The sequence below is a fragment of the Bacillus sp. FJAT-27251 genome (assembly GCF_001273925.1).
In the GTDB taxonomy this organism is placed as follows: Bacteria; Bacillota; Bacilli; order Bacillales; family Cytobacillaceae; genus Mesobacillus_B.
Genome location: NZ_LIGG01000001.1, coordinates 1038733 through 1058415 on the forward strand (window position 1 = coordinate 1038733; position 19683 = coordinate 1058415).

A 19683-nucleotide genomic window follows, 5' to 3' on the forward strand; every position below is an offset into this window, starting at 1 on the left:
CTGTCCGAATACGACCCTCATTCGGACTCCACCTTGCTTCTTTCCTCTCCTCCTGTCCGAATCCACCTGTACTACGACCTCCCCCCTCCCAAGACAAAGAGGACTTCCCAAAGGAAAGTCCCCACTAACGTTTATCCCAGTCTGAACACGATTCCATGGCCGCCTTTTGGATACTCCCACTTGATGTTCTGGTGCGGGCAGCCGATCCTGCAGCTGCCGCATTCGTGGCAGCCTTCGTAGCCGACATGCATGCGGATGTCTTCCCATTTGTAAATTTCGGCCGGACAGAAAATCGTGCAGATTTTATCCGGACAGCTGGTCATGCAAATATCCGGGTCCATTACATGAAGATGTGATTTCGTATCGGCGTTGAAGCGAACAAGATACTGCTTTTCTTCGATAGACTGAAACTTTTTCTGTTCACTCATACTATTTGATCACCCTCCAGGCTCGGTACATATCACGAGCAAGTTTCATTTTTTCTTTCGTGCCTCCGAGGTCCTTCCAGATTTTCTTCTGCTTATCCCACTTCGATGTTCCGTCCACCGTGAACATCTGGCTCATCGCCCTGTTCATCATCGGAATGTACTCATCGAAGTATTGCGGGAACTTGTCAAAATGGTGGGTCGAATCCTTGTACTTCTGCATATCCTGTCCGACAAATCCGGCCATCAGCCTTGTACGGTAAAGCCCAAGCATATTCTCGGTGAAATCGCCTGCGGCCTTTGCCGTCAAAATCGTCTCCGCAGCCAGGCGCCCCGATGTCATGGCGAGATTGGAGCCTTCACGGTGGATGGCATTCACCAGCTGGGATGCGTCGCCAATGACAATGACGCCATCGCCGACGATTCTGCCCATCGAGTTGAAGCCGCCTTCAGGAATCAGGTGCGCCAGATATTCCTGCGGCTCGCTGCCCTGGATATAAGGGCGGATCATGGGATGGTTTTTCACGTATTCCAGCAGCTCGTACGGCTTGATTTTATGCTTGATCAATCCGGAAAGCAGGGTGCCGACGCCAATGCTCAACGTATCCTTATTCGTATAAAGGAACCCTGTTCCCAAAATCCCCTTTGTTGCGTCGCCAAATAGCTCAATGGTACAGCCCTGGTTGTCCTCAAGATTGAAGCGGTCTTCAATCACGCCTTTATCAAGCTTTAAAATTTCCATCGTGGCCAAGGCGACTTCGTCCGGCTTGTATTCCTTATGAAAGCCGAGCGACTGGGCCAAAAGCGAGTTGACCCCATCGGCGAGCACGACAACATCCGCATACACCTCGCCATTGGGGCGGTCAGTACGGACGCCAACGACTTTGCCGTTTTCGACAATACACTCCAAAACTACCGTTTCACAAATCAGGATGGCGCCTTGCTGTACTGCCTTTTCCGCAAACCACTGGTCAAATTTCGCACGCAGCACCGTAAAATTGTTGTAAGGCTCCTTGCCCCACTCCATCCCCTTGTAGCCGACAGTGACCGCCGACTCTTTATCCATCATCATGAACCGCTGTTCCACAATCGGCCGTTCAAGCGGCGCTTCCTTCCAGAAATCCGGAACCACATCCTCCATCATTTTCCGGTAAAGCACGCCGCCCATAACGTTCTTTGATCCTGGATACTCCCCCCTTTCCAAAAGAAGAACCTTCGCTCCGCCTTTTGCCAGTTCATGCGCACAGGAAATGCCGGCCGGGCCAGCCCCGACGACAATGCAATCAAACTTTTCCGACATGACTTACCTCCTTCCTTGATAACGCGTTTTGAAACTGTTCAATCAGCATCGGGACAATTTCAAAGGCATCGCCAACAATTCCGTAGTGGCAGGATTGGAAGATGGGAGCCTCGCTATCCTTGTTGATGGCGATGATCAGACCGGCGTTCTTCATGCCGACAATATGCTGTATCGCCCCCGATATGCCAATCGCAAAATAGATTTTTGGCGTTACCGTCACCCCTGTCTGGCCAACCTGGTGATGGTGCTCAATCCAGCCTGCTTCCACGACATCGCGGCTGGCTCCGACCGCACCGCCCAGGGCCTCAGCCAGCTGGTGCACCAGTTGGAATCCCTCCGCGCTTCCAAGCCCTTTTCCACCGGCAACGATGATGTCTGCTTCATCAATCCGCACCTTTTTTGTCGTTTCCTTCACAATTTCCAGCACCTTTGTGCGTATATCGTTCTCTTTTAAAGAGACGCTTTCTTCAATCACCTTGCCGGTTCTGCCCGGCTCCGGAGGCAGTGCCTTCATCACTTTCGCCCGTACAGTCGCCATCTGCGGCCGGTATTTTTTACATAAAATCGTCGCCATGATGTTGCCGCCAAACGCCGGACGGCTCGCCAGCAGCAACCCTGTATCCTCTTCAACATCCAGTTCCGTTGTATCCGCGGTCAGCCCTGTCGGCATGTCCGTCGCCACCGCACTGGCAAGGTCCTTCCCTGTTGAAGTCGCGCCAAACAGGATAATTTCCGGCTTATATTTATTCGAGCATTCAAGCAAAGCCTTCATGAACGATTCTGTCCGGTAATGTTTAAAAATCGGCTGGTCGTACACGTAGACGGTATCTGCACCATATTCAAACACCTTTTTCGTTAAATGCTGGATGTTATACCCGATTAAAATTCCTGCAAGCTCCACGCTCCGCTTGTCAGCCAGCTTCCTGCCTGCCCCCAGCAGTTCAAGCGATACGGAAGGAATCTCGCCATCCTTCTCTTCGATAAAGACCCAGACTCCCTTGTAATCTTTAAAATCCATCAGACACCCTCCTTGGCTTGAAACAATTCTTTCTTCTCCAGCAGGACAGAAAGCAGCTGTTCAACCTGCTGCTGGGATGATCCCTCGAAGACGGTTCCGCCTTCCGGTTTCGGCGGCGCCCATACCTTGGATACGATTGTTGGGGAACCTTTAAGGCCGAGCTGCTTGATGTCGATATCCTCCAAATCATCAACCGACCAGATATGAGGTTCGTACCTTGCCGCCTTCAGCATGTTCGGGAAGGGCGAATACGGCACTTCATTGATGGTTTTTTCAACCGACATCAAGCATGGCAAGGCGGACTGCACGACCTCATATCCTTCCTCAAGCTTGCGGTGGACAACCGCATAGCCTTCACGCTGGTTGATTTCAACCACCTTGTTGACTGAAGTGAGCGGCGGGATGTCAAGCCTTCTGGCAATGCCGGGACCGACTTGTCCGGTATCGCCGTCGATGGTCATCTTCCCGCAAATGACAAGGTCCACAGGCCTTGTCTTTGAGATTTTCTCAAGCGCTTTAGTGAGCGAATAGCTGGTCGCTAATGTATCGGCTCCGGCAAACCGGCGGTCGGTAATCAAATAGCCTTCGTCTGCCCCGATTTCAATGCATTTTTTTATTGCCTTGACGGCCGGCGGCGGACCCATTGTCAGTACGGAAACCGTGCCGCCGTATTTTTCCCTCAGCCGTACCGCTTCCTCTACGGCATGCGCATCGTATGGATTTAAAATCGCTGGTGCCGTCCGGCGGTCCATCGTGTTGGTTTTTGGGTTCATTTTAATGATCTTTGTGTCAGGTACCTGCTTGATGCAAGCCACAATATGCAGCATGAATTCCCCTCCTAATCCTTCTTTCCACTCCAGCCTTGGCAGTTTGTCCCTTTCCTTTCCCTGACCCTGCCCGGCCCAGATGTCAATTTAAGCTTGTTTATTTTTACTATATTAAGAGGAAGCCCCATACATGCCCTTTTTCTGAGATAAACGTGGAAACACCGTTATGAAAAAAAACTGCCATTAGGCAGCATGCAGAAAAGATGAAAACAATGTTCCCGCTAATTGCTGACCGCCACCCTCCCAAGCGGCCCGTTCTCTTCAATGATGTCTCCCAGCTCATAAACCGATATAGGGAACATAGGGAACCCGAATACATACGGCGTGATTTCATAGAGCTGGAAATAGATGACGAGAGCCTTATCGGCAATGTAAAAATCCTGGTTTGGCTTGATTTCTGTAAAACCGTTAAGAATGGGGATATTCCGCTGCTTGATTTGAGTGGCAATGATTTCAGAAAGCCTTTTAACATAATCGCTTCCCGGCTTGAACAAATCTTTCAGTTCGCAAAGATTACCCTTTTGGAGGTCGAAAGTTAAAGACTTTATATAGGTCAATCCATGGGCAGCATGGAAATGGTATGTGTAATTGGAGAGAGACAGGCTCAGTACCATTCGCTGGTTGTTTTTCATCTCATAGTAGCCAATCATCTCTTCCACAGTCGAGGGCATATTTCCGGCTTGTTGGTTGATCAGCTGCTGTGTTTGCAAAACAATGGTCCTGTTGATGAAACTCTGCAGCTGCTGGGTTTGCATGCCATAGACTTGAGGATAATAGACACTCTGCTTCGGCCCGCCGCGGACTTTCACACTTCTTATGCTTACAGGCAATGTAATGGCCATTGTCATCCACCTTCTGAATTTTTTCCTATTGTATTCGGGAAATCGGACAGAAATGACTTTCTCTGCTCGCCGGATAGGTGGTCAGCCCCATCTTTACAATGGCCTGCATGTCCTGCCACAGCTTGGAAATAGTAACAGTATGCAATTGTGAAAGGAGCGGAAGAAAATGAATGTACAGTCCGGCAAATACTATTGGCCAGCCACCCTTGCCGATCCCCCTTCATACCCCGCCTTGGAGGAAGATCTTCACTGTGATGTACTGATTGTGGGAGGAGGCAGTTCGGGGGCTCAATGTGCCTATTACCTGGCAGATACCTCATTGGATGTGGTGGTCATTGAAAAAAACACGGCGGGAAGCGGCAGTACAAGCAGCAACACAGCCCTTATTCAATACTCTGGTGAAAAGCTGTTCACCGATTTGATTCATACGTTTGGAAAGGATTATATCGAGAGGCATTTGCAATTATTAAAAGAAGCGATCAATGAAATTGAGACTGCTTCAAAAACAGTAGAAATGGATTTTGAATTCACCCGGAGGGATACTCTTTATTCCGCGAGCTGCGGGGAAGATGTCCCCCGCCTAAAGGCAGAATTTGAACTTTTAAAGCAGCATGGATTCGAGCTTGATTTCTGGACGCAGGAAAAGATCCAGGCGCACTATCCTTTTAGCCGGGACGCGGCCATCTACTCTTATAATGACGGGGAGATCAATCCGTACAAGTTTACGCATGCCTTACTGGAATTTGCGGCCAAAAACGGTGTGCGCATTTATGAAAATACCGAAATGAACGGCCATCATTATAACCAGCAAGAGGAACGCATGATTGTTACGACCAAGACCGGCCATTCCATTCATGCCCGCTATGTCATTTTCGCGGCAGGCTATGAGGGAATCGACATCCGAAAAGACAAACATGTCTCGTTTGTGAGCACCTATACCGTGACCACCAAGCCAGTCGAAGATTTTTCTGCCTGGTATAACCGCACTCTCATTTGGGAGACCGCCCGCCCGTATTTATTCATGCGGACTACTGCAGATAACCGCATCATCATTGGCGGACTTGATGATAATACGGCCTATCCGGAGGACCGGGACAGCAAGCTTATGGCCAAGAAGGATCGCCTGATAAAAGAATTCAACCTCATGTTTCCTGATTTGAAAGTGGAGCCTGAGTACTATCTGGCAGCCTTTTATGGCGGGACCGTTGACGGCCTTCCCATCATCGGCATCTACGACGAGTATCCAAACAGCTATTTCCTGTTCGCATTTGGTGACAACGGAACCGTCTACAGTCAAATGCTGTCGAAAATCATTTCCAAGGAAATTGTCGAAGGAAACAGCCCAGACCTCCCACTTTACTTGCAAAACCGCCCCCTTCGCCCAGCACAGCACTAAACGGTGCCTGACCCCCGGCGCGCTAACGCTTCACCGCGCCGGGGGTCAGGCACCATTTTTGATGGAGTCATGCACGTTTGCCTATCCCCGCCCATAGTATAGGAGACAGATTAAGCTGGGGAGGCGCACCACCGATGTATTATTATCAAAACTATTATGATCCATCCAACCAAGGCTATATTCGGGCTCAGAGCAACAGTCAGCTGGCTAGAGATATCCAGAAAGCCATCAATGGGGAGTACAGCGCGATTGCCTGTTATGAAAAGCTGGCCCAAATGGCCCCGACACAAAAGGTTAGAGACCAAATTCTTGAAATTCGGAAAGATGAGAGGCGTCATTATGAGGCTTTCCGCAGAATCTATACAAGATTGACAGGAATGCAGCCGACTTCGGAAATGACGGAAGAATGCCAGGATACGTATATGAAGGGATTGGATGCTGCTTTTTTAGACGAGCAGGAAACAGTCGATTTTTATATGGACATCGCCGAAAAGACCCTGGATATGACCATTAAAGAAACCTTCCGCCGTGCAGCCGCCGATGAACAAAACCACGCAGTCTGGTTTCTATATTTCCTATACAAGAATAAAGCATAGGCATCAAAAAAGGCTGAACCAGCGTGGTTCAGCCCTTTTCCATGGAACAACAACTACTTTTTCAATAATAAGGCGAGCAAAGCGCCATATAATGCATGGCCAATAAGCCAGAAAACCAAAGCTGGTAAGCTTCCTAATTCAGGAGTGCGGTCGGAAAGTGCAGTAGTGGGAAACAGGAGCAAGCCTATAAAAATACAAAAGGCAAACACAAACCAGCCATCCCTGCGAGGGCTCCAACTTTTAGCCGACAGGAAGACAGCTAAGCAGAAACTCAAAATAATTGAAACCAGCAAGTGAAGCAGAAACTCGATGGTTTCAGGCAAAGGGATCGCTTTTAGGACAGGAATATAATCGACATTCAACAATAAGGTGTACACCCTTAATCCTGTCATTTCTTCGACCAGTTTTAAAAATAAACCCAGCATGATTCCCGAAATGGTCCCCGCCAGTATCACCCTGGCTGCTCTTCTGTTTTTCACCCCACTGTTCCCCCTGTCGTATTGGATTGAAAAAGGGCATTCGCTGGAATGCCCTTCACGTACTTATTTCTGCTCTTTTTACCGGAATCCTCTGTTAGTTCTTGCTTAACTTCGGAAGCAGGCTGATACTGTAAATTGCTGCCAGTCCGACTAGGATATAAACCAATTTTGCAATGGCACTGTCCATTCCTCCAAAAAGGCCTCCGACAAGATCCCACTCAAACAAACCAACCAACAGCCAGTTCAAACCGCCAACAACCAATAAAATTAGTGCAACCATGTTTACTGTTTTCATGTAATACACCCCTTATACAAGTTTTGTATAACTATAACCTAAATTTATTATACATAAACTATACAAATGTGGCAATATTTAATCTTATTGCATATTTCCCCCTGAGAATAATGGTTTTTGAACGTATTTGTCGAAATAAAAAACTATTTTGTTCAATATAAAGAACCTATAATGAAATTGGCGGGACAAGTCATAAAAAATTCTATATATACCTAGGTCCTCTTTCCTATCAATTGTGTAATTAAAATACAGGGAGGTAATTTTAATGAAGAAGGTATTAACAGGACTGGCAGCTGGAGCATTGGCACTAAGCGTATTTTCAAGTTCAGCATTTGCGGCGGTGACGTTTGATTCATCTACAGGTACAGGCTTTGTTGGCAAGGGAGATGTGCAGACGGCTTTGGGACTTAATAATGCTCAGATGCAAGCTATTGCAAACGACCTTACATTTACCTTTGAAACTGTTGAAAGTTATGAAATAACAGTGGAATGGACAACCGGGGAAGGGAAAAAAGGAGAAACAACCCACACTGTGGATCATACAAGAACTTCTAATGTGGCTGGTAGCGTTGATTATGGTGCTAGGAAGGCAAATCAAGTTAATGGATTTAATCTTAATGGATTTAAAACCGTATCTTCAGAAGGTATTATCCCTGAAGTTAACAGTCAATTCCCAGGAAACTCTGGCCATGTAGTTACTAAGGTCGAACTGGTTTCAAGCACCAGCACACTGTATGTGAAAGGTGTTTCACTTCAATAGCTAAAAATCAGGTAACCTTCCCTAAAACGAATAATGAGGACGATAAGATATGGAGAGCTAACATTTAGTAATGAAGGCTCTCCTATTTTCATGACTTTTGTCGAAATTTTCTTAGGTTTTGTCGATTAAAAACGATACTTATTTCCTAGTAAATATTTTACAATAGTGCCATAGAACGATGTTCGATATATCGAAGCGGCCGCAAAAATATGTCGTTTACCGTTTATAGCAAGGCGTTAAGCAATAGATTGGTTGCCATAAACGCCTTGTACGGGAAGCAATGAACTATAGCCTGTAATTGGACACTTGGGCTATAAGGAGCTACTAGTGTAACCGGCCCTCTTATTAAAAAATTTTATAAGAGGAGTAACGAAATGAAGAAAAAACAGATTAAAAAGCTGGGTACTGTCGTCTTGGCCAGTTCTTTGGTTTTTGGCCCAACCGCACCGACCATCCTTGCTGCAGGAAACTCAGGAAAAGCCGAAGTTACCACTGGAAGAACCGAGTTAAACAAAGTCACTGGAATCACTACTCTCAACCCTATTCCTGCCCGTGTGAATAATGCACGTACCGTAAAGTTAAGTGGAACCGTTGTCATCGATGGCCCCATGCTGGAGCTGAAGGTCAATGGTGAGGTAGTGAAGGCCGCCACAAAGAAACTCGCTGATAAACTTTGGTCGTTTGAGTATGAGCATGAGTTAAATCCTGAAAATCTTTCTGAAAAGAAAGACGAACAAATCAAAGTTGATGCTTATACTGTATACCAAAATGGAAAAACAGCAGGCGCTGTGCATACAAGTGCCCAAACAGTGAGCAAAACGGTTGATTTGACACCACCAGCCATTACTTTTAATGAATATACAAAGGATTGGACCAACCAGAGCATAACGGTACATGCCAGCATCAATGAAGAAGGAAAGCTTAATAAAGAAAGCTATACTTTTGAGGAAAATGGTAGTTTTACCTTTAAGGCTACCGATTTGGCTGGAAATACCTCTGAAGAAACTGTAACTATTAATAATATTGATAAGGTTGCTCCTACGGCTGAAGTTAAATATTCTACTACTTCACCAATCAATACGGATATAGTGGCTAAAATTCTAGCTAGTGAAGAAGTGACCTACACCAATACTGATGAAATTCCGGATACAGTGACGTTTGATAAGGATACCAAAACTTTTACTTTTACAGAAAATAGCAGCTTCGAGTTAAACTTTGTAGACCGGGCTGGAAATACAGGCTCTGTGACTGTAAGCGTTGAGAATATTGATAAAGAAGCACCAGTCGGTTCACTTACTTACTCGACTACTGATTGGACAAATGAAGATGTAATAGTATCAGTAGGAATGACAGAATCGGTTGAGTTTACAAATCTAGAAACTTTACCAGAAACAGTGGATTTTGAAGAGAAAGACAGCAAAACTTACAATCTTACATTTTCAGAAAATGAAAATGTTACCCTGGAGTTTAAGGATGCTGCCGGCAACACTGGAGAAGTAGAAATAAATGTCGCAAATATTGATAAAGTTGTTCCAACGGCAGAAGTGAGTTACTCAAAGACGAAACCCACAAACCAGGATGTGGTGGTTACAATTGAGCCAAGTGAAGAGGTTAACATCCTGAACAATGAAGGGTCTCCGAGCATTACTTTCACGGAGAATGGAGAGTTTGAATTTCTTTTTGTTGATAGAGCCGGAAACACAGGGACAGCACAGGTCAAGGTAGAGAATATTGACAAAGTGGCACCGGAAATCACTATTAGTGAATATTCAACAGACTGGACGAACGAGGATATCACTGTCACTGCCAGTATCGACGAGGATGGCACACTTAACGAAGAAAGCTATACCTTTACTGAAAACGGCAGCTTTGAATTCGTTGCGACAGATCTAGCTGGCAATGCCACAAGGCACACAGTCCAAATTACTAATATTGATAAGGTAGCACCGGAAATTACTGTGAAACCTTACAATACCGATTGGACAAACCAGGATGTGACCGTAGAAGTCAGCATGAGTGAAGAAGGCACTTTGAATGAGACAAGCCATACTTTTACCGAAAACGGCAGCTTTACATTCGTAGCGACAGATCGGGCCGGTAACGTAACCGAGAAAGAAGTAACCATTTCAAACATCGACAAGGTTGCACCAGAAATCATCGTTGAGGATTATATCACTAATCCAACTAATCAGGATATTACAGCCAATGTAAGAATGAACGAACCGGGCACATTGAACCAAGAGAGCTACACTTTCGAGAAAAACGGCGAGTTTGAATTCGTCGCAACCGACCGCGCCGGTAACGAAACAAAGAAGAAAATCGTGATTACCAATATCGACAAAGTTGCACCCGTTATTACCGTGATCGACTACAATACTTCACCGACTAACAAGGATGTTGTTGTAACTGCTAAAACAAATGAAGGTACATTGAATGCTACAAGCCACACTTTTACTGAGAATGGGTCTTTTGACTTTATTGCAACGGATGAGGCGGGAAATGAAACCGTCAAAACCATAACGATTACCAATATAGACAAAACAGCTCCGGTAATTACGGTGGATCCTTATAACACAGACCTAACCAATCAGGATGTTGTTGTCACAGTAACAACCAATGAGGGTACTCTAAATAAGACAACCCACAATTTCGAACAAAATGGCGAGTTCGAGTTTGTGGCGACAGATGAAGCGGGGAATGTAACTAGAAAGATGGTTAAAATTTCAAACATTGATAAAACACCGCCAACAGTAAGCGATGTAATCAATGGCTTCGCCTACAATACCAACGTGGCTCCAACCTTTAACGAAGGAAACGCCACATTGAATGGAGATGCTTTTACCTCTGGTACAACAGTCTCTGCAGAAGGAAGCCATACACTGGTTGTGACCGATCAAGCTGGCAATGTGACAACCGTTTCCTTTACGATTGATAAAACTGCCCCTGTGGTTAGTGGCGTAGTGAATAATCAGTCTTATAAAGTTAACGTCACTCCTGTTTTCAATGAAGGAACGGCCACCCTGAATGGCAACACATTCCTTTCAGGCACAGTTGTCTCTGCTGAAGGCGATTATACACTTGTTGTAAGGGACTTAGCCGGTAATGAAACAACGGTTAAATTTACGATTGATAAGACTGCTGCTGTCCTAACAAATGTTATCGCGGTTAGGACAACTGGCAACAATAGTGTAACAACCGTAACAGGAGGGTTTGCTGAACCGGGAGCAACCATCAAGGTTTACTTGAAAAGTGAGGGAACAACGGGCACACCGGTGGGAACCGGCTCTGTCAAGCCAGACGGCAGCTTCAATTTAACTCTTAGTAGATCAATAAACAATAATGTTGAATTGATTGTAACGGCCACAGATAAGGCAAATAACACATCAGAAGTTACTGTTAAAGTCATAAATAATAACCAAACTAACTAATTTAAACCTGCCTCTCCCACACGGGAAAGGCAGGTTTTTTATCGCGAATTTTTTTAACCCCTCATAATAAACTTAAAAATTCACTTTACTCCAGGGACGCTTAAAATCCCCCCACCCAAATTTTAAAATGAATGTATCCTCACCAACCTATGCTATGATAGTTAATAACATCTACATAGTGTTAACTAAGTGACATTAAAGGAAAGGAGTCGATGGTGATGGACCAAGATATTATTGTTCGCAACAATGTTAAGGTTTTTGGAAATGGCGATAAGGCCATGTTGTTTGCTCCTGGTTTCGGCTGTGACCAGACTGTCTGGAAGACGGTTGCTGAGGCGTTTAAGGATGATTACCGGGTTATCCTCTTTGATTATGTCGGTTCTGGAAACTCGGACCTCCAGGCGTATGATTTTGTCCGGTACAACACGCTTGAAGGCTACGCCCAGGATGTCCTGGATGTTTGTGCTGCCCTGGATTTGGAGCAAGCTGTTTTTGTCGGCCATTCCGTCAGCAGCATGATTGGCATGATTGCCTCATTGCGCCAGCCGCAAGCCTTTTCCAGCCTGGTTATGGTCGGGCCCTCGCCTTGCTATTTGAATGACCCTCCGGAATATCTCGGCGGTTTTGAACGGGAACAGCTCCAGGGATTGCTGGAACTGATGGAAAAGAACTATATTGGCTGGGCGACCATGTTTGCTGCGACAATATTGAACAATCCGTCACGTCCCGCGCTTAAAGGGGAGCTTGAGGAGCGCTTTTGTTCGACTGACCCGCTTATTGCCCGCCAGTTTGCGGAAGCGACGTTTTTCTCGGACAACCGGAAAGACTTGCCGCGGGTGACCGTACCGACCCTGATCCTGCAATGCTCTGATGATATTATTGCACCTGTATCCGCCGGGGAGTATCTCCACCGGCACCTTCCAAACAGCGTCTTCAAGCAGATGATGGCGACCGGGCATTGCCCTCATATGAGCCACCCGGAGGAAACTGTACAGCTCATCCGCCAATACTTGAATGAGACATCTGTAGGCGTGCTAGCCTGATGGACGGCCTGCTGGATCACGCACCATGTGGCTTTATCACAATATCTGCTGAAGGCCATATCCTTGAAATCAATCAAACCATGCTTACCATTCTTGGCTGCCGGCGGGAAGATTTATCCGGCAGGCCTGTCAGCATTCTGCTTACCGTGCCTGCCCAGGTCTTTTACCAGCTTTACTTTGTCCCGCTTTTAAAACGGGAAAAGCGGGTGGAGGAAATGCATCTTTCCCTTCAATCACCATCTGGTGAAGAAATCCCTGTTATCATCAATGCGGTCCAAAGGGAGATGGATGGAAAAACCGAAACGGATTGCATCCTTATCCCTATTCGCAAGAGAAGCGAATATGAAAATGAACTGCTCATTGCCAAAAAAGAAGCGGAAGGTGCCCTTGTCGCCAAGCATAAGGCGCATTCGGAGCTTGGCATGGCGCTTAGGAACCTGAAGGACCAGCAAAGGGAATTGGTGAAATTGAACAGGCAAAACCAGAAGTTCAAACAGGAAACCGAGAAAGAGCTTGAACTGGCGCGAAAAATACAGGAAATTTCACTGACGGATCCCATTGATCACTCGGGGATCCAGATTGAATCCTACTACAAAGCTTCCCGGCAGCTTTCCGGTGATATTTACGGATTTTATCAAATCGATGACCACCGCTATGGAGTGATCCTTTTGGATGTGATGGGGCATGGAATTTCCTCTGCTTTGATCACCATGTCCTTGCACTCTCTTTTCCAAAGACTGATTCCAGGCGGTGCCCGGCCAGAGAAAGTGCTGAATGAGCTGGACTCGCATCTTCACAGCCTTTTTCAAAAGGAAGAAGAAGTAAGGCATTATTGCACGGCCATCTATCTTTTGATTGATATAAAAAGAAAGCAAATCGAGTACATCAATGCCGGTCATCCTTCAGCACTTTTGCAGAGTGTGACAACCGGGGAACAACAAGAGCTCGCTTCTACCAATATCCCGATTGGAATGTTTGAAGGCGCTGCTTACATACCAAAGACCATTTCCTATTCCGAGGGCGACAGGCTGCTGCTGTACACGGATGGCGTGACCGACTTTCTGGGCTGCAACCACCTCTCTCCCCTTTTAAAGGAAAACTGTTCCACCCCAATCGGCAGGCTGAAACAAATCATCATACAATCGCTTGAAGACAACCAACAGCCCTCTCAAAAAGCCGATGACCAATGCTTCATCCTTGCCGATTTAAAGTAATCCTTCACCAAACTAAAGAGTGCCTGACCCTCAGCGCTTTAACGCGCTGGGGGTCAGGCACCTTTTATTTTTTGTGCAGCAGCAGTTGTTTGATTTCGTGGATGTCTTTTTTGAGTTCCTGGTTCTCCCTGAACAGTCTTTCCATTTGTTCGTCGCGGTTGGCGTCATCTTCCTGGCCGAGGTAGCTCAGGATGACGGCGACAACGAGGTTCAGGATGACAAGGGCACCTATGATGATGAAGGAGACAAAATAGATCCATGACCAGGGAATCTCATTCATGACCGGCCGTGCTACCTGGCTGGCCCATGATTCGAAGGTGACGACCTGCATCAAGGTGAACAGCGAGGTATGAAAGCTGCCAAAGAATTCGTAAGGAAGCACTTCTCTGAAGAAGGTGGTTCCGATAATGGCATAAATGGAGAAAATCAGCACCGATAAGCCCAATATTCCCCCGAGTGCCGGCAAGGATTTAATTAATGAATCAATGATTTTGCGGAGTGCCGGAATGGCGGGAATCATCCGGAATAGGCGCAGCACCCTGATAAGCCGCAGGACGCTTACGAATGGAGTCGTGTAAAAGATAAGGCTAGCGACGACAATCGTGAAATCGAACACATTCCATCTCTCGGAGAAATAATCCTTAAAGCCAAGCCCAGTTATTTTCAGCAGCAATTCTGCCACGAAGATCCATACGATGATGATATCAAGAACCAGCAGCACCTTGTTCCCTTCAAGATACGTTTCGGTAACAATGACAAGGCCATTAAAGAGAATGATTGCGATAACAACCGCCTGGAAGTTTTTATGCTGAACAAGCCTCCTAAGACTCTCTCTCCATGAATGTTTCTTATCTTTATTTGAAAGCTCCATCATGTCCCCCTTAAAAATATTTTCCTATTAAACCAGGCCACTGCCTGATTGCTTGCTAAAAGCCAAACACATTATAACGAAGAAACAGCGTCAAATACAAAGCAAAACCCTTCTAGCCTGATAAGGATAATGGAGTTTAAGTGAACTCTTTTATTATTAAATAAAAATTTAGGTTTATCTTTATAGAAATAGGGTTAAATATCTGTTTATGCTGCAGAAATTTATTTAGGGGTGGATTATGGAAAATGCAACCCGTGTATTTTGGTATGCTATAGCTGTTTCCTTATTGGTTGTAGTCTGGGGAGCGGTTGCCCCGGAAGGTTTAAACGCGTTCACAACCGCTGTGACCGGCCGGATTCTAATGGATTTTGGTTGGTTCTATCTCCTGATTGTGCTCGCCATCCTTGTTTTCTGTGTTTACATGATGTTCTCCCGCTTCGGTCATGTAAAACTTGGAAAGAAGGATGACGAGCCGGAATTCAGCCGTCCGTCCTGGTTTGCGATGCTTTTTAGTGCAGGAATGGGCATGGGGCTGGTCTTTTGGACAACTGCCGAACCGATATCCCATGCGTTCATCAACAGTCCCTTATCTGATGAAGGGAGTAATGGAGCGATAAGGGAGGCAATGACTTATTCCTTTTTCCACTGGGGAATTCATGCCTGGGCCGTTTATGGCATTGTCGGACTGATTCTTGCCTATTTTAAATTCAACCGCCAGGCACCCGGACTAATTAGCGCAACGCTCACGCCTTTGCTGGGCGAAAGGCTTATGCAAGGAGCACTTGGAAAGTGGATTGATGTTTTGGCCGTGTTTGCAACAGTCGTTGGGGTGGCTGCAACGCTGGGATTTGGTTCCGCCCAAATTACTGGCGGCCTTTCCTTTCTGTTTGGGATTCCAAACAGTTTTATGGTCCAGCTCCTTGTCCTGGCTGTGGCGACGCTGCTGTTTATCTGGTCGGCCTGGTCAGGCATTGGCCGCGGGATAAAAATATTAAGCAATGTCAATATGGGGCTGGCCGCCGTCCTGCTTGTGCTTCTCTTCTTTGTCGGGCCGACACAATATATATTGAATATGTTCACCCATACACTCGGCAGCTATATTTCGAACTTTTTTAGCTTAAGCCTCAGGCTTGCTCCCCTGAATGAGGAAGGTCGCACCTGGATCAATAACTGGACGATTTTCTACTGGGCATGGTGGATTTCCTGGGCACCGTTTGTCGGGATATTCATCGCCAGGATATCCAGGGGCCGGACCGTCAAGGAATTTCTTTTTGGCGTCCTCCTCCTGCCGTCCCTGGTTTGCTTTATCTTTTTCTCGGTATTCGGCGTTTCCGCATTGAACCTTGAACAAAACGGGATAGCGGCCATTTCGGAATTCAGTCTCGAGACTTCCACGTTTGGCGTGCTTGCAGAATACCCGCTGGGCACTTTTTTATCGATGCTCACCATCGTCGTCATTGCGATTTTCTTCATTACTTCAGCGGACTCAGCTACTTTTGTTCTAGGAATGCTGAGCACCAATGGTCTCCTGAATCCAGGGAACCCAGTTAAAATTGCCTGGGGATTCCTTCAGTCGGCCATTGCAGCCGTTGTTGTCTTTTTTGGAGGGACACAAGGCTTGCAAAATATGCTGATCATAGCAGCCCTCCCTTTTGCAATTATCATCATCTTAATGGGAATATCCTTTTTTAAGGCGGTTCAGTCATCAACCCCAATAGTTAGAAAAACAGTGAAAAAATCGTAATTGGAAAAGCACTTCCCTCTTGTGGAAGTGCTTTTTTCTATTAGAGTCATTATCCTGCTCTTTTTCACGGAAATTGGATATAATAGAACCAGAGCCGTAAAACGACGGAATTGGCTGACAAATTGCAACAGGATTCAGCCTTATTTCAAAGGTTTTTACATAAGTCTTCAGCAAAAGGTCGTAATTCTTGACAAAAGAAATAGGTATTATATAATAATTGATATTGAATTAGAATTATTATAGTTAGTTAAGGGCAACCTTCTACTATACTGATTCTAAAATAAATTTTTTCAGGAGGATGACTATTATGTCTCTAGTCGGTAAAGAAGTACTACCATTCAACGCGAAAGCATTCCACAAAGGTGAGTTCATTGACGTATCTGAACAAAATTTCAAAGGTAAATGGAGCGTTGTTTGCTTCTACCCTGCTGACTTCACTTTCGTTTGCCCTACAGAACTGGAAGATCTTCAGAATGAATATGCGACTCTTAAAGAAATGGGAGCTGAAGTTTACTCTGTTTCTACAGACACTCACTTCACTCACAAAGCTTGGCATGACAACTCTGAAGCAATTGGCAAAATCGAATACGTAATGATTGGCGACCCAAGCCATGTCGTTTCCCGCAACTTCGACGTATTGATTGAAGAAGAGGGTGTTGCAGACCGCGGTACTTTCATCATCGATCCAGACGGCGTTATCCAGACTGTTGAAATCAATGCAGGCGGAATCGGCCGTGACGCAAGCCAGGTTGTCAGCAAGCTGAAAGCAGCACAATATGTTCGCAACAACCCAGGCGAAGTTTGCCCTGCTAAATGGGAAGAAGGCGGCGAAACACTTAAGCCAAGCCTTGACCTTGTTGGAAAAATCTAAGGAGTTCGATATAAATGGCACTAGATGCAGAAATCAAATCACAATTAGCCCAGTATCTTCAGCTGATGGAAGGCGATGTTCTGCTTAAGGTAAGTGCAGGTTCCGATAGCGTATCCCGCGAGATGCTTTCTCTGGTGGAAGAACTGGACAGCATGTCTTCCCACATTAAAGTGGAAAAAGCACAGCTTGAAAGAACTCCAAGCTTCAGTGTGAACCGTGTCGGCGACGACCCTGGCATCGTATTTGCCGGCGTCCCGCTCGGCCACGAGTTCACTTCCCTTGTCCTGGCCTTGCTTCAGGTGAGCGGAAGAGCTCCAAAAGCGGACCAGAAAGTGATTGACCAGATCAGGAACATCAAAGKGGAATTCAAATTTGAATCCTACATTTCCTTAAGCTGCCACAACTGCCCGGATGTCGTCCAGGCACTCAACATGATGAGCGTTCTCAACCCTGGCATCACTCATACCATGATTGATGGCGCTGCTTTTAAAGAAGAAGTTGAAAGCAAAGAAGTTATGGCAGTGCCAACAGTATTCCTTAACGGGGAGCCATTCGGCAGCGGCCGTATGACCGTTGAAGAAATCCTCGCTAAAATGGGAAGCGGCCCGGATGCATCCGAGCTATCTGATAAAGAGCCTTACGATGTACTTGTAGTCGGTGGCGGGCCTGCCGGCGCAAGCGCGGCGATTTACGCTGCCCGTAAAGGCATCCGCACTGGTATCGTTGCCGAGCGCTTCGGCGGCCAGGTATTGGATACTCTGGGGATCGAGAACTTCATCGGCACAAAATACACCGAAGGTCCAAAGCTTGCGGCCACCCTTGAAGAGCATGTCAAAGAGTACAACGTTGACGTGATGAACCTTCAGCGTGCCGTCCGTTTGGACAAGAAGGACTATGTCACGCTTGAGCTTGAGAACGGTGCTCTTCTACGAAGCAAAACCGTCATCCTTTCCACTGGTGCCCGCTGGCGCAATGTCAACGTGCCAGGCGAAGCAGAGTTCAAGAACAAAGGTGTGGCCTACTGCCCGCACTGTGATGGTCCATTGTTTGAAGGAAAAGACGTTGCCGTGATTGGCGGAGGAAACTCCGGTGTTGAGGCTGCCATTGACCTGGCAGGAATCGTCAAACACGTAACCGTCATTGAATTCGCACCTGAGCTCAAAGCGGACCAGGTTCTGCAGGAACGCCTGAACAGCCTGCCGAACGTGACCGTTGTCAAAAACGCTCAGACGAAGGAAATCACCGGTACCGACAAAGTAAACGGCATTACGTATGCAGACCGTGAAACGGGAGAAGAACATCATGTTGAATTACAGGGTGTCTTCGTCCAAATCGGACTTGTCCCTAACACCGAATGGTTAGAAGGCACACTTGAGCGCACTCGTTTCGGCGAAATTATCGTCGACAAGCACGGTGCGACAAGCATGCCTGGAGTATTCGCCGCAGGCGACTGCACCGACAGCGCCTATAAGCAAATCATCATTTCCATGGGATCAGGTGCGACCGCAGCCTTGGGCGCATTTGATTATATGATTCGGAACTAGAACCAAAAGAGCCTTGCTGGCACATTGTCAGCAAGGCTCTTTTTTATTTATTTTAAAATAATCTATATTTTCCCAATTCCATATTTTATAATAGGATAGGATTTTATATTTTAGATGAAGGAGTCCCCATATGCAGCATTCCACCATGCAGTCCCCGATTTGGGCCTGGCTAGTCCTCATCGGCGGCGGACTATTTTTAATTTCAGCGCTTCCGGGCATCATTTTCACAGTCCTTATGACCTTTTTTAAACCCAATGAACTAAGTCTTGTTTCCTTCATAGTGGCAGCCATTTCCGTCTCCATACTGGTTGTAACAGGCTGGGCGATGAAGCGGGCTTACCGGGCAATCAAAGCCTTCAATGAAGCGAACCAGAGCGCTATGGATGCCACAGCGCCAGCAGGCTCCCTGTCCGATTCTCCATTAAAAACAAAAAAGCCCATTTGGCCATGGGTCGTCATTGTTCCAGGCGTCCTGCTGATGATAAAAGCCGGCGCCGGGGTTGTCATGCTGCCGATCATGCCCCTTTTCCTGGCCGGAATGTCCACTGACTCAGGCTCAGCACCTGACTACCTGCCTTTCCTCATTATTGTGGGCGGGTACGGATTGATGATTGTATATATTATTTTGGTTGTGAAGGCAATTAAAGCATTGAGGGGGAAATAAACGAAGCTTAAGGGCTTCGTTTTTCTGTTTGGCTAGAAAATCGTTCTTTCCTCGCCCAGATTCCACTCAAGAGCCTAACTTGGAATTAATGATGGAGCTGAAGATAAAAATAAGCGGAAACTTTCCGGCTAAATGCTGAAATATGCTTTTTTCGTGGAAAATAAGGGGAAGTTTTCCGACTATGCCACGGAAAAATGACTTATTTCCACCTTTTTTGGTCGATAGGCGGAATCTCTCCGCCTATTTAAGCTATTTTTTATGCTAATTACTAATTAAGAGGAATTCCTCCGTCTATTTATCTAATCGTGCGCTTAGATTGATCAATAATCCTAAACGAGCACGGATCTTCACACCTCTCCAATCGAA

At 46.3% G+C, this 19683-nt stretch carries 18 protein-coding genes and 1 riboswitch; of the genes, 10 read left to right on the forward strand and 8 right to left on the reverse strand.

All coding sequences use genetic code 11. The features are described from left to right. Nucleotides 1–131 precede the first annotated feature (131 nt). The 5 genes from ADU22_RS04840 to ADU22_RS04860 form a co-directional block, all read right to left on the reverse strand. Entirely contained in the window at nucleotides 132–428 is a 297-nt protein-coding gene (locus tag ADU22_RS04840; RefSeq protein WP_046523874.1) for a ferredoxin family protein, read from the reverse strand. 1 nt (nucleotide 429) lies between these two features. After that, on the reverse strand, nucleotides 430–1725 hold the full coding sequence (locus tag ADU22_RS04845; RefSeq protein WP_053361170.1) for an FAD-dependent oxidoreductase: 1296 nt from the start codon (nucleotides 1723–1725) through the stop codon (nucleotides 430–432). Continuing rightward, nucleotides 1709–2743 (reverse strand): electron transfer flavoprotein subunit alpha/FixB family protein, encoded by a 1035-nt coding sequence (locus tag ADU22_RS04850; RefSeq protein WP_053361171.1) that lies wholly within the window; start codon nucleotides 2741–2743, stop codon nucleotides 1709–1711. The genes ADU22_RS04845 and ADU22_RS04850 overlap by 17 nt, the downstream gene beginning before the upstream one ends. Continuing rightward, nucleotides 2743–3570, reverse strand: coding sequence for an electron transfer flavoprotein subunit beta/FixA family protein (locus tag ADU22_RS04855; RefSeq protein ID WP_053361172.1), 828 nt, complete (start codon nucleotides 3568–3570; stop codon nucleotides 2743–2745). Before ADU22_RS04855 ends, ADU22_RS04850 begins: the two co-directional genes overlap by 1 nt. A gap of 221 nt (nucleotides 3571–3791) precedes the next feature. Further along, on the reverse strand, nucleotides 3792–4412 hold the full coding sequence (locus ADU22_RS04860) for a DUF3298 and DUF4163 domain-containing protein (protein WP_053361173.1): 621 nt from the start codon (nucleotides 4410–4412) through the stop codon (nucleotides 3792–3794). A gap of 166 nt (nucleotides 4413–4578) precedes the next feature. Between ADU22_RS04860 and ADU22_RS04865 the strand changes: the two genes are divergently transcribed. Beyond that, nucleotides 4579–5808 (forward strand): NAD(P)/FAD-dependent oxidoreductase, encoded by a 1230-nt coding sequence (locus ADU22_RS04865; RefSeq protein ID WP_053361174.1) that lies wholly within the window; start codon nucleotides 4579–4581, stop codon nucleotides 5806–5808. Between the two features lie 134 nt (nucleotides 5809–5942). Continuing rightward, the gene (locus tag ADU22_RS04870; RefSeq protein WP_053361175.1) at nucleotides 5943–6404 is read left to right on the forward strand and encodes a ferritin-like domain-containing protein; all 462 of its coding nucleotides are present in this window, start codon (nucleotides 5943–5945) and stop codon (nucleotides 6402–6404) included. Nucleotides 6405–6457: 53 nt separating this feature from the next. On the opposite strand, the gene ADU22_RS04875 is transcribed toward ADU22_RS04870, so the two are convergent. Both ADU22_RS04875 and ADU22_RS04880 read right to left on the reverse strand, forming a co-directional pair. Continuing rightward, on the reverse strand, nucleotides 6458–6883 hold the full coding sequence (locus ADU22_RS04875; protein ID WP_231687846.1) for a hypothetical protein: 426 nt from the start codon (nucleotides 6881–6883) through the stop codon (nucleotides 6458–6460). 94 nt (nucleotides 6884–6977) lie between these two features. After that, on the reverse strand, nucleotides 6978–7178 hold the full coding sequence (locus ADU22_RS04880; protein ID WP_053361176.1) for a DUF378 domain-containing protein: 201 nt from the start codon (nucleotides 7176–7178) through the stop codon (nucleotides 6978–6980). 265 nt (nucleotides 7179–7443) lie between these two features. On the opposite strand from ADU22_RS04880, the gene ADU22_RS04885 reads away from it, so the two are divergent. The 4 genes from ADU22_RS04885 to ADU22_RS04900 all read left to right on the forward strand — a co-directional run bounded on the left by ADU22_RS04885 (nucleotide 7444) and on the right by ADU22_RS04900 (nucleotide 13623). Then, on the forward strand, nucleotides 7444–7938 hold the full coding sequence (locus ADU22_RS04885) for a hypothetical protein (RefSeq protein ID WP_053361177.1): 495 nt from the start codon (nucleotides 7444–7446) through the stop codon (nucleotides 7936–7938). Nucleotides 7939–8202: 264 nt separating this feature from the next. After that, a riboswitch (cyclic di-GMP riboswitch) is annotated at nucleotides 8203–8286 on the forward strand. A 26-nt stretch (nucleotides 8287–8312) separates the two neighbouring features. Further along, nucleotides 8313–11366 carry an Ig-like domain-containing protein gene (locus tag ADU22_RS04890; RefSeq protein WP_053361178.1) on the forward strand — a complete coding sequence of 1018 codons (3054 nt, stop codon included), beginning with the start codon at nucleotides 8313–8315 and terminating at the stop codon, nucleotides 11364–11366. A gap of 218 nt (nucleotides 11367–11584) precedes the next feature. After that, nucleotides 11585–12409, forward strand: a complete 825-nt coding sequence (gene rsbQ, locus ADU22_RS04895; RefSeq protein ID WP_053361179.1) for a sigma factor SigB/phosphatase RsbP regulator RsbQ — start codon at nucleotides 11585–11587, stop codon at nucleotides 12407–12409. Further along, nucleotides 12409–13623, forward strand: a complete 1215-nt coding sequence (locus tag ADU22_RS04900) for a PP2C family protein-serine/threonine phosphatase (protein WP_053361180.1) — start codon at nucleotides 12409–12411, stop codon at nucleotides 13621–13623. Before rsbQ ends, ADU22_RS04900 begins: the two co-directional genes overlap by 1 nt. Nucleotides 13624–13687: 64 nt before the next feature. On the opposite strand, the gene ADU22_RS04905 is transcribed toward ADU22_RS04900, so the two are convergent. Beyond that, nucleotides 13688–14494: an ion transporter gene (locus ADU22_RS04905; RefSeq protein WP_053361181.1), complete on the reverse strand. Its 807-nt coding sequence runs from the start codon at nucleotides 14492–14494 to the stop codon at nucleotides 13688–13690. A 238-nt stretch (nucleotides 14495–14732) separates the two neighbouring features. On the opposite strand from ADU22_RS04905, the gene ADU22_RS04910 reads away from it, so the two are divergent. The 4 genes from ADU22_RS04910 to ADU22_RS04925 all read left to right on the forward strand — a co-directional run bounded on the left by ADU22_RS04910 (nucleotide 14733) and on the right by ADU22_RS04925 (nucleotide 19317). Next, nucleotides 14733–16238 carry a BCCT family transporter gene (locus tag ADU22_RS04910; RefSeq protein ID WP_053361182.1) on the forward strand — a complete coding sequence of 502 codons (1506 nt, stop codon included), beginning with the start codon at nucleotides 14733–14735 and terminating at the stop codon, nucleotides 16236–16238. A gap of 307 nt (nucleotides 16239–16545) precedes the next feature. Then, the gene (gene ahpC, locus ADU22_RS04915) at nucleotides 16546–17109 is read left to right on the forward strand and encodes an alkyl hydroperoxide reductase subunit C (protein WP_053361183.1); all 564 of its coding nucleotides are present in this window, start codon (nucleotides 16546–16548) and stop codon (nucleotides 17107–17109) included. A 14-nt stretch (nucleotides 17110–17123) separates the two neighbouring features. Further along, nucleotides 17124–18653 carry an alkyl hydroperoxide reductase subunit F gene (gene ahpF / locus ADU22_RS04920; RefSeq protein WP_053361184.1) on the forward strand — a complete coding sequence of 510 codons (1530 nt, stop codon included), beginning with the start codon at nucleotides 17124–17126 and terminating at the stop codon, nucleotides 18651–18653. 130 nt (nucleotides 18654–18783) lie between these two features. Further along, complete coding sequence (locus ADU22_RS04925) at nucleotides 18784–19317, forward strand: hypothetical protein (RefSeq protein WP_053361185.1); 534 nt, start codon at nucleotides 18784–18786, stop codon at nucleotides 19315–19317. Nucleotides 19318–19683 lie beyond the last annotated feature (366 nt).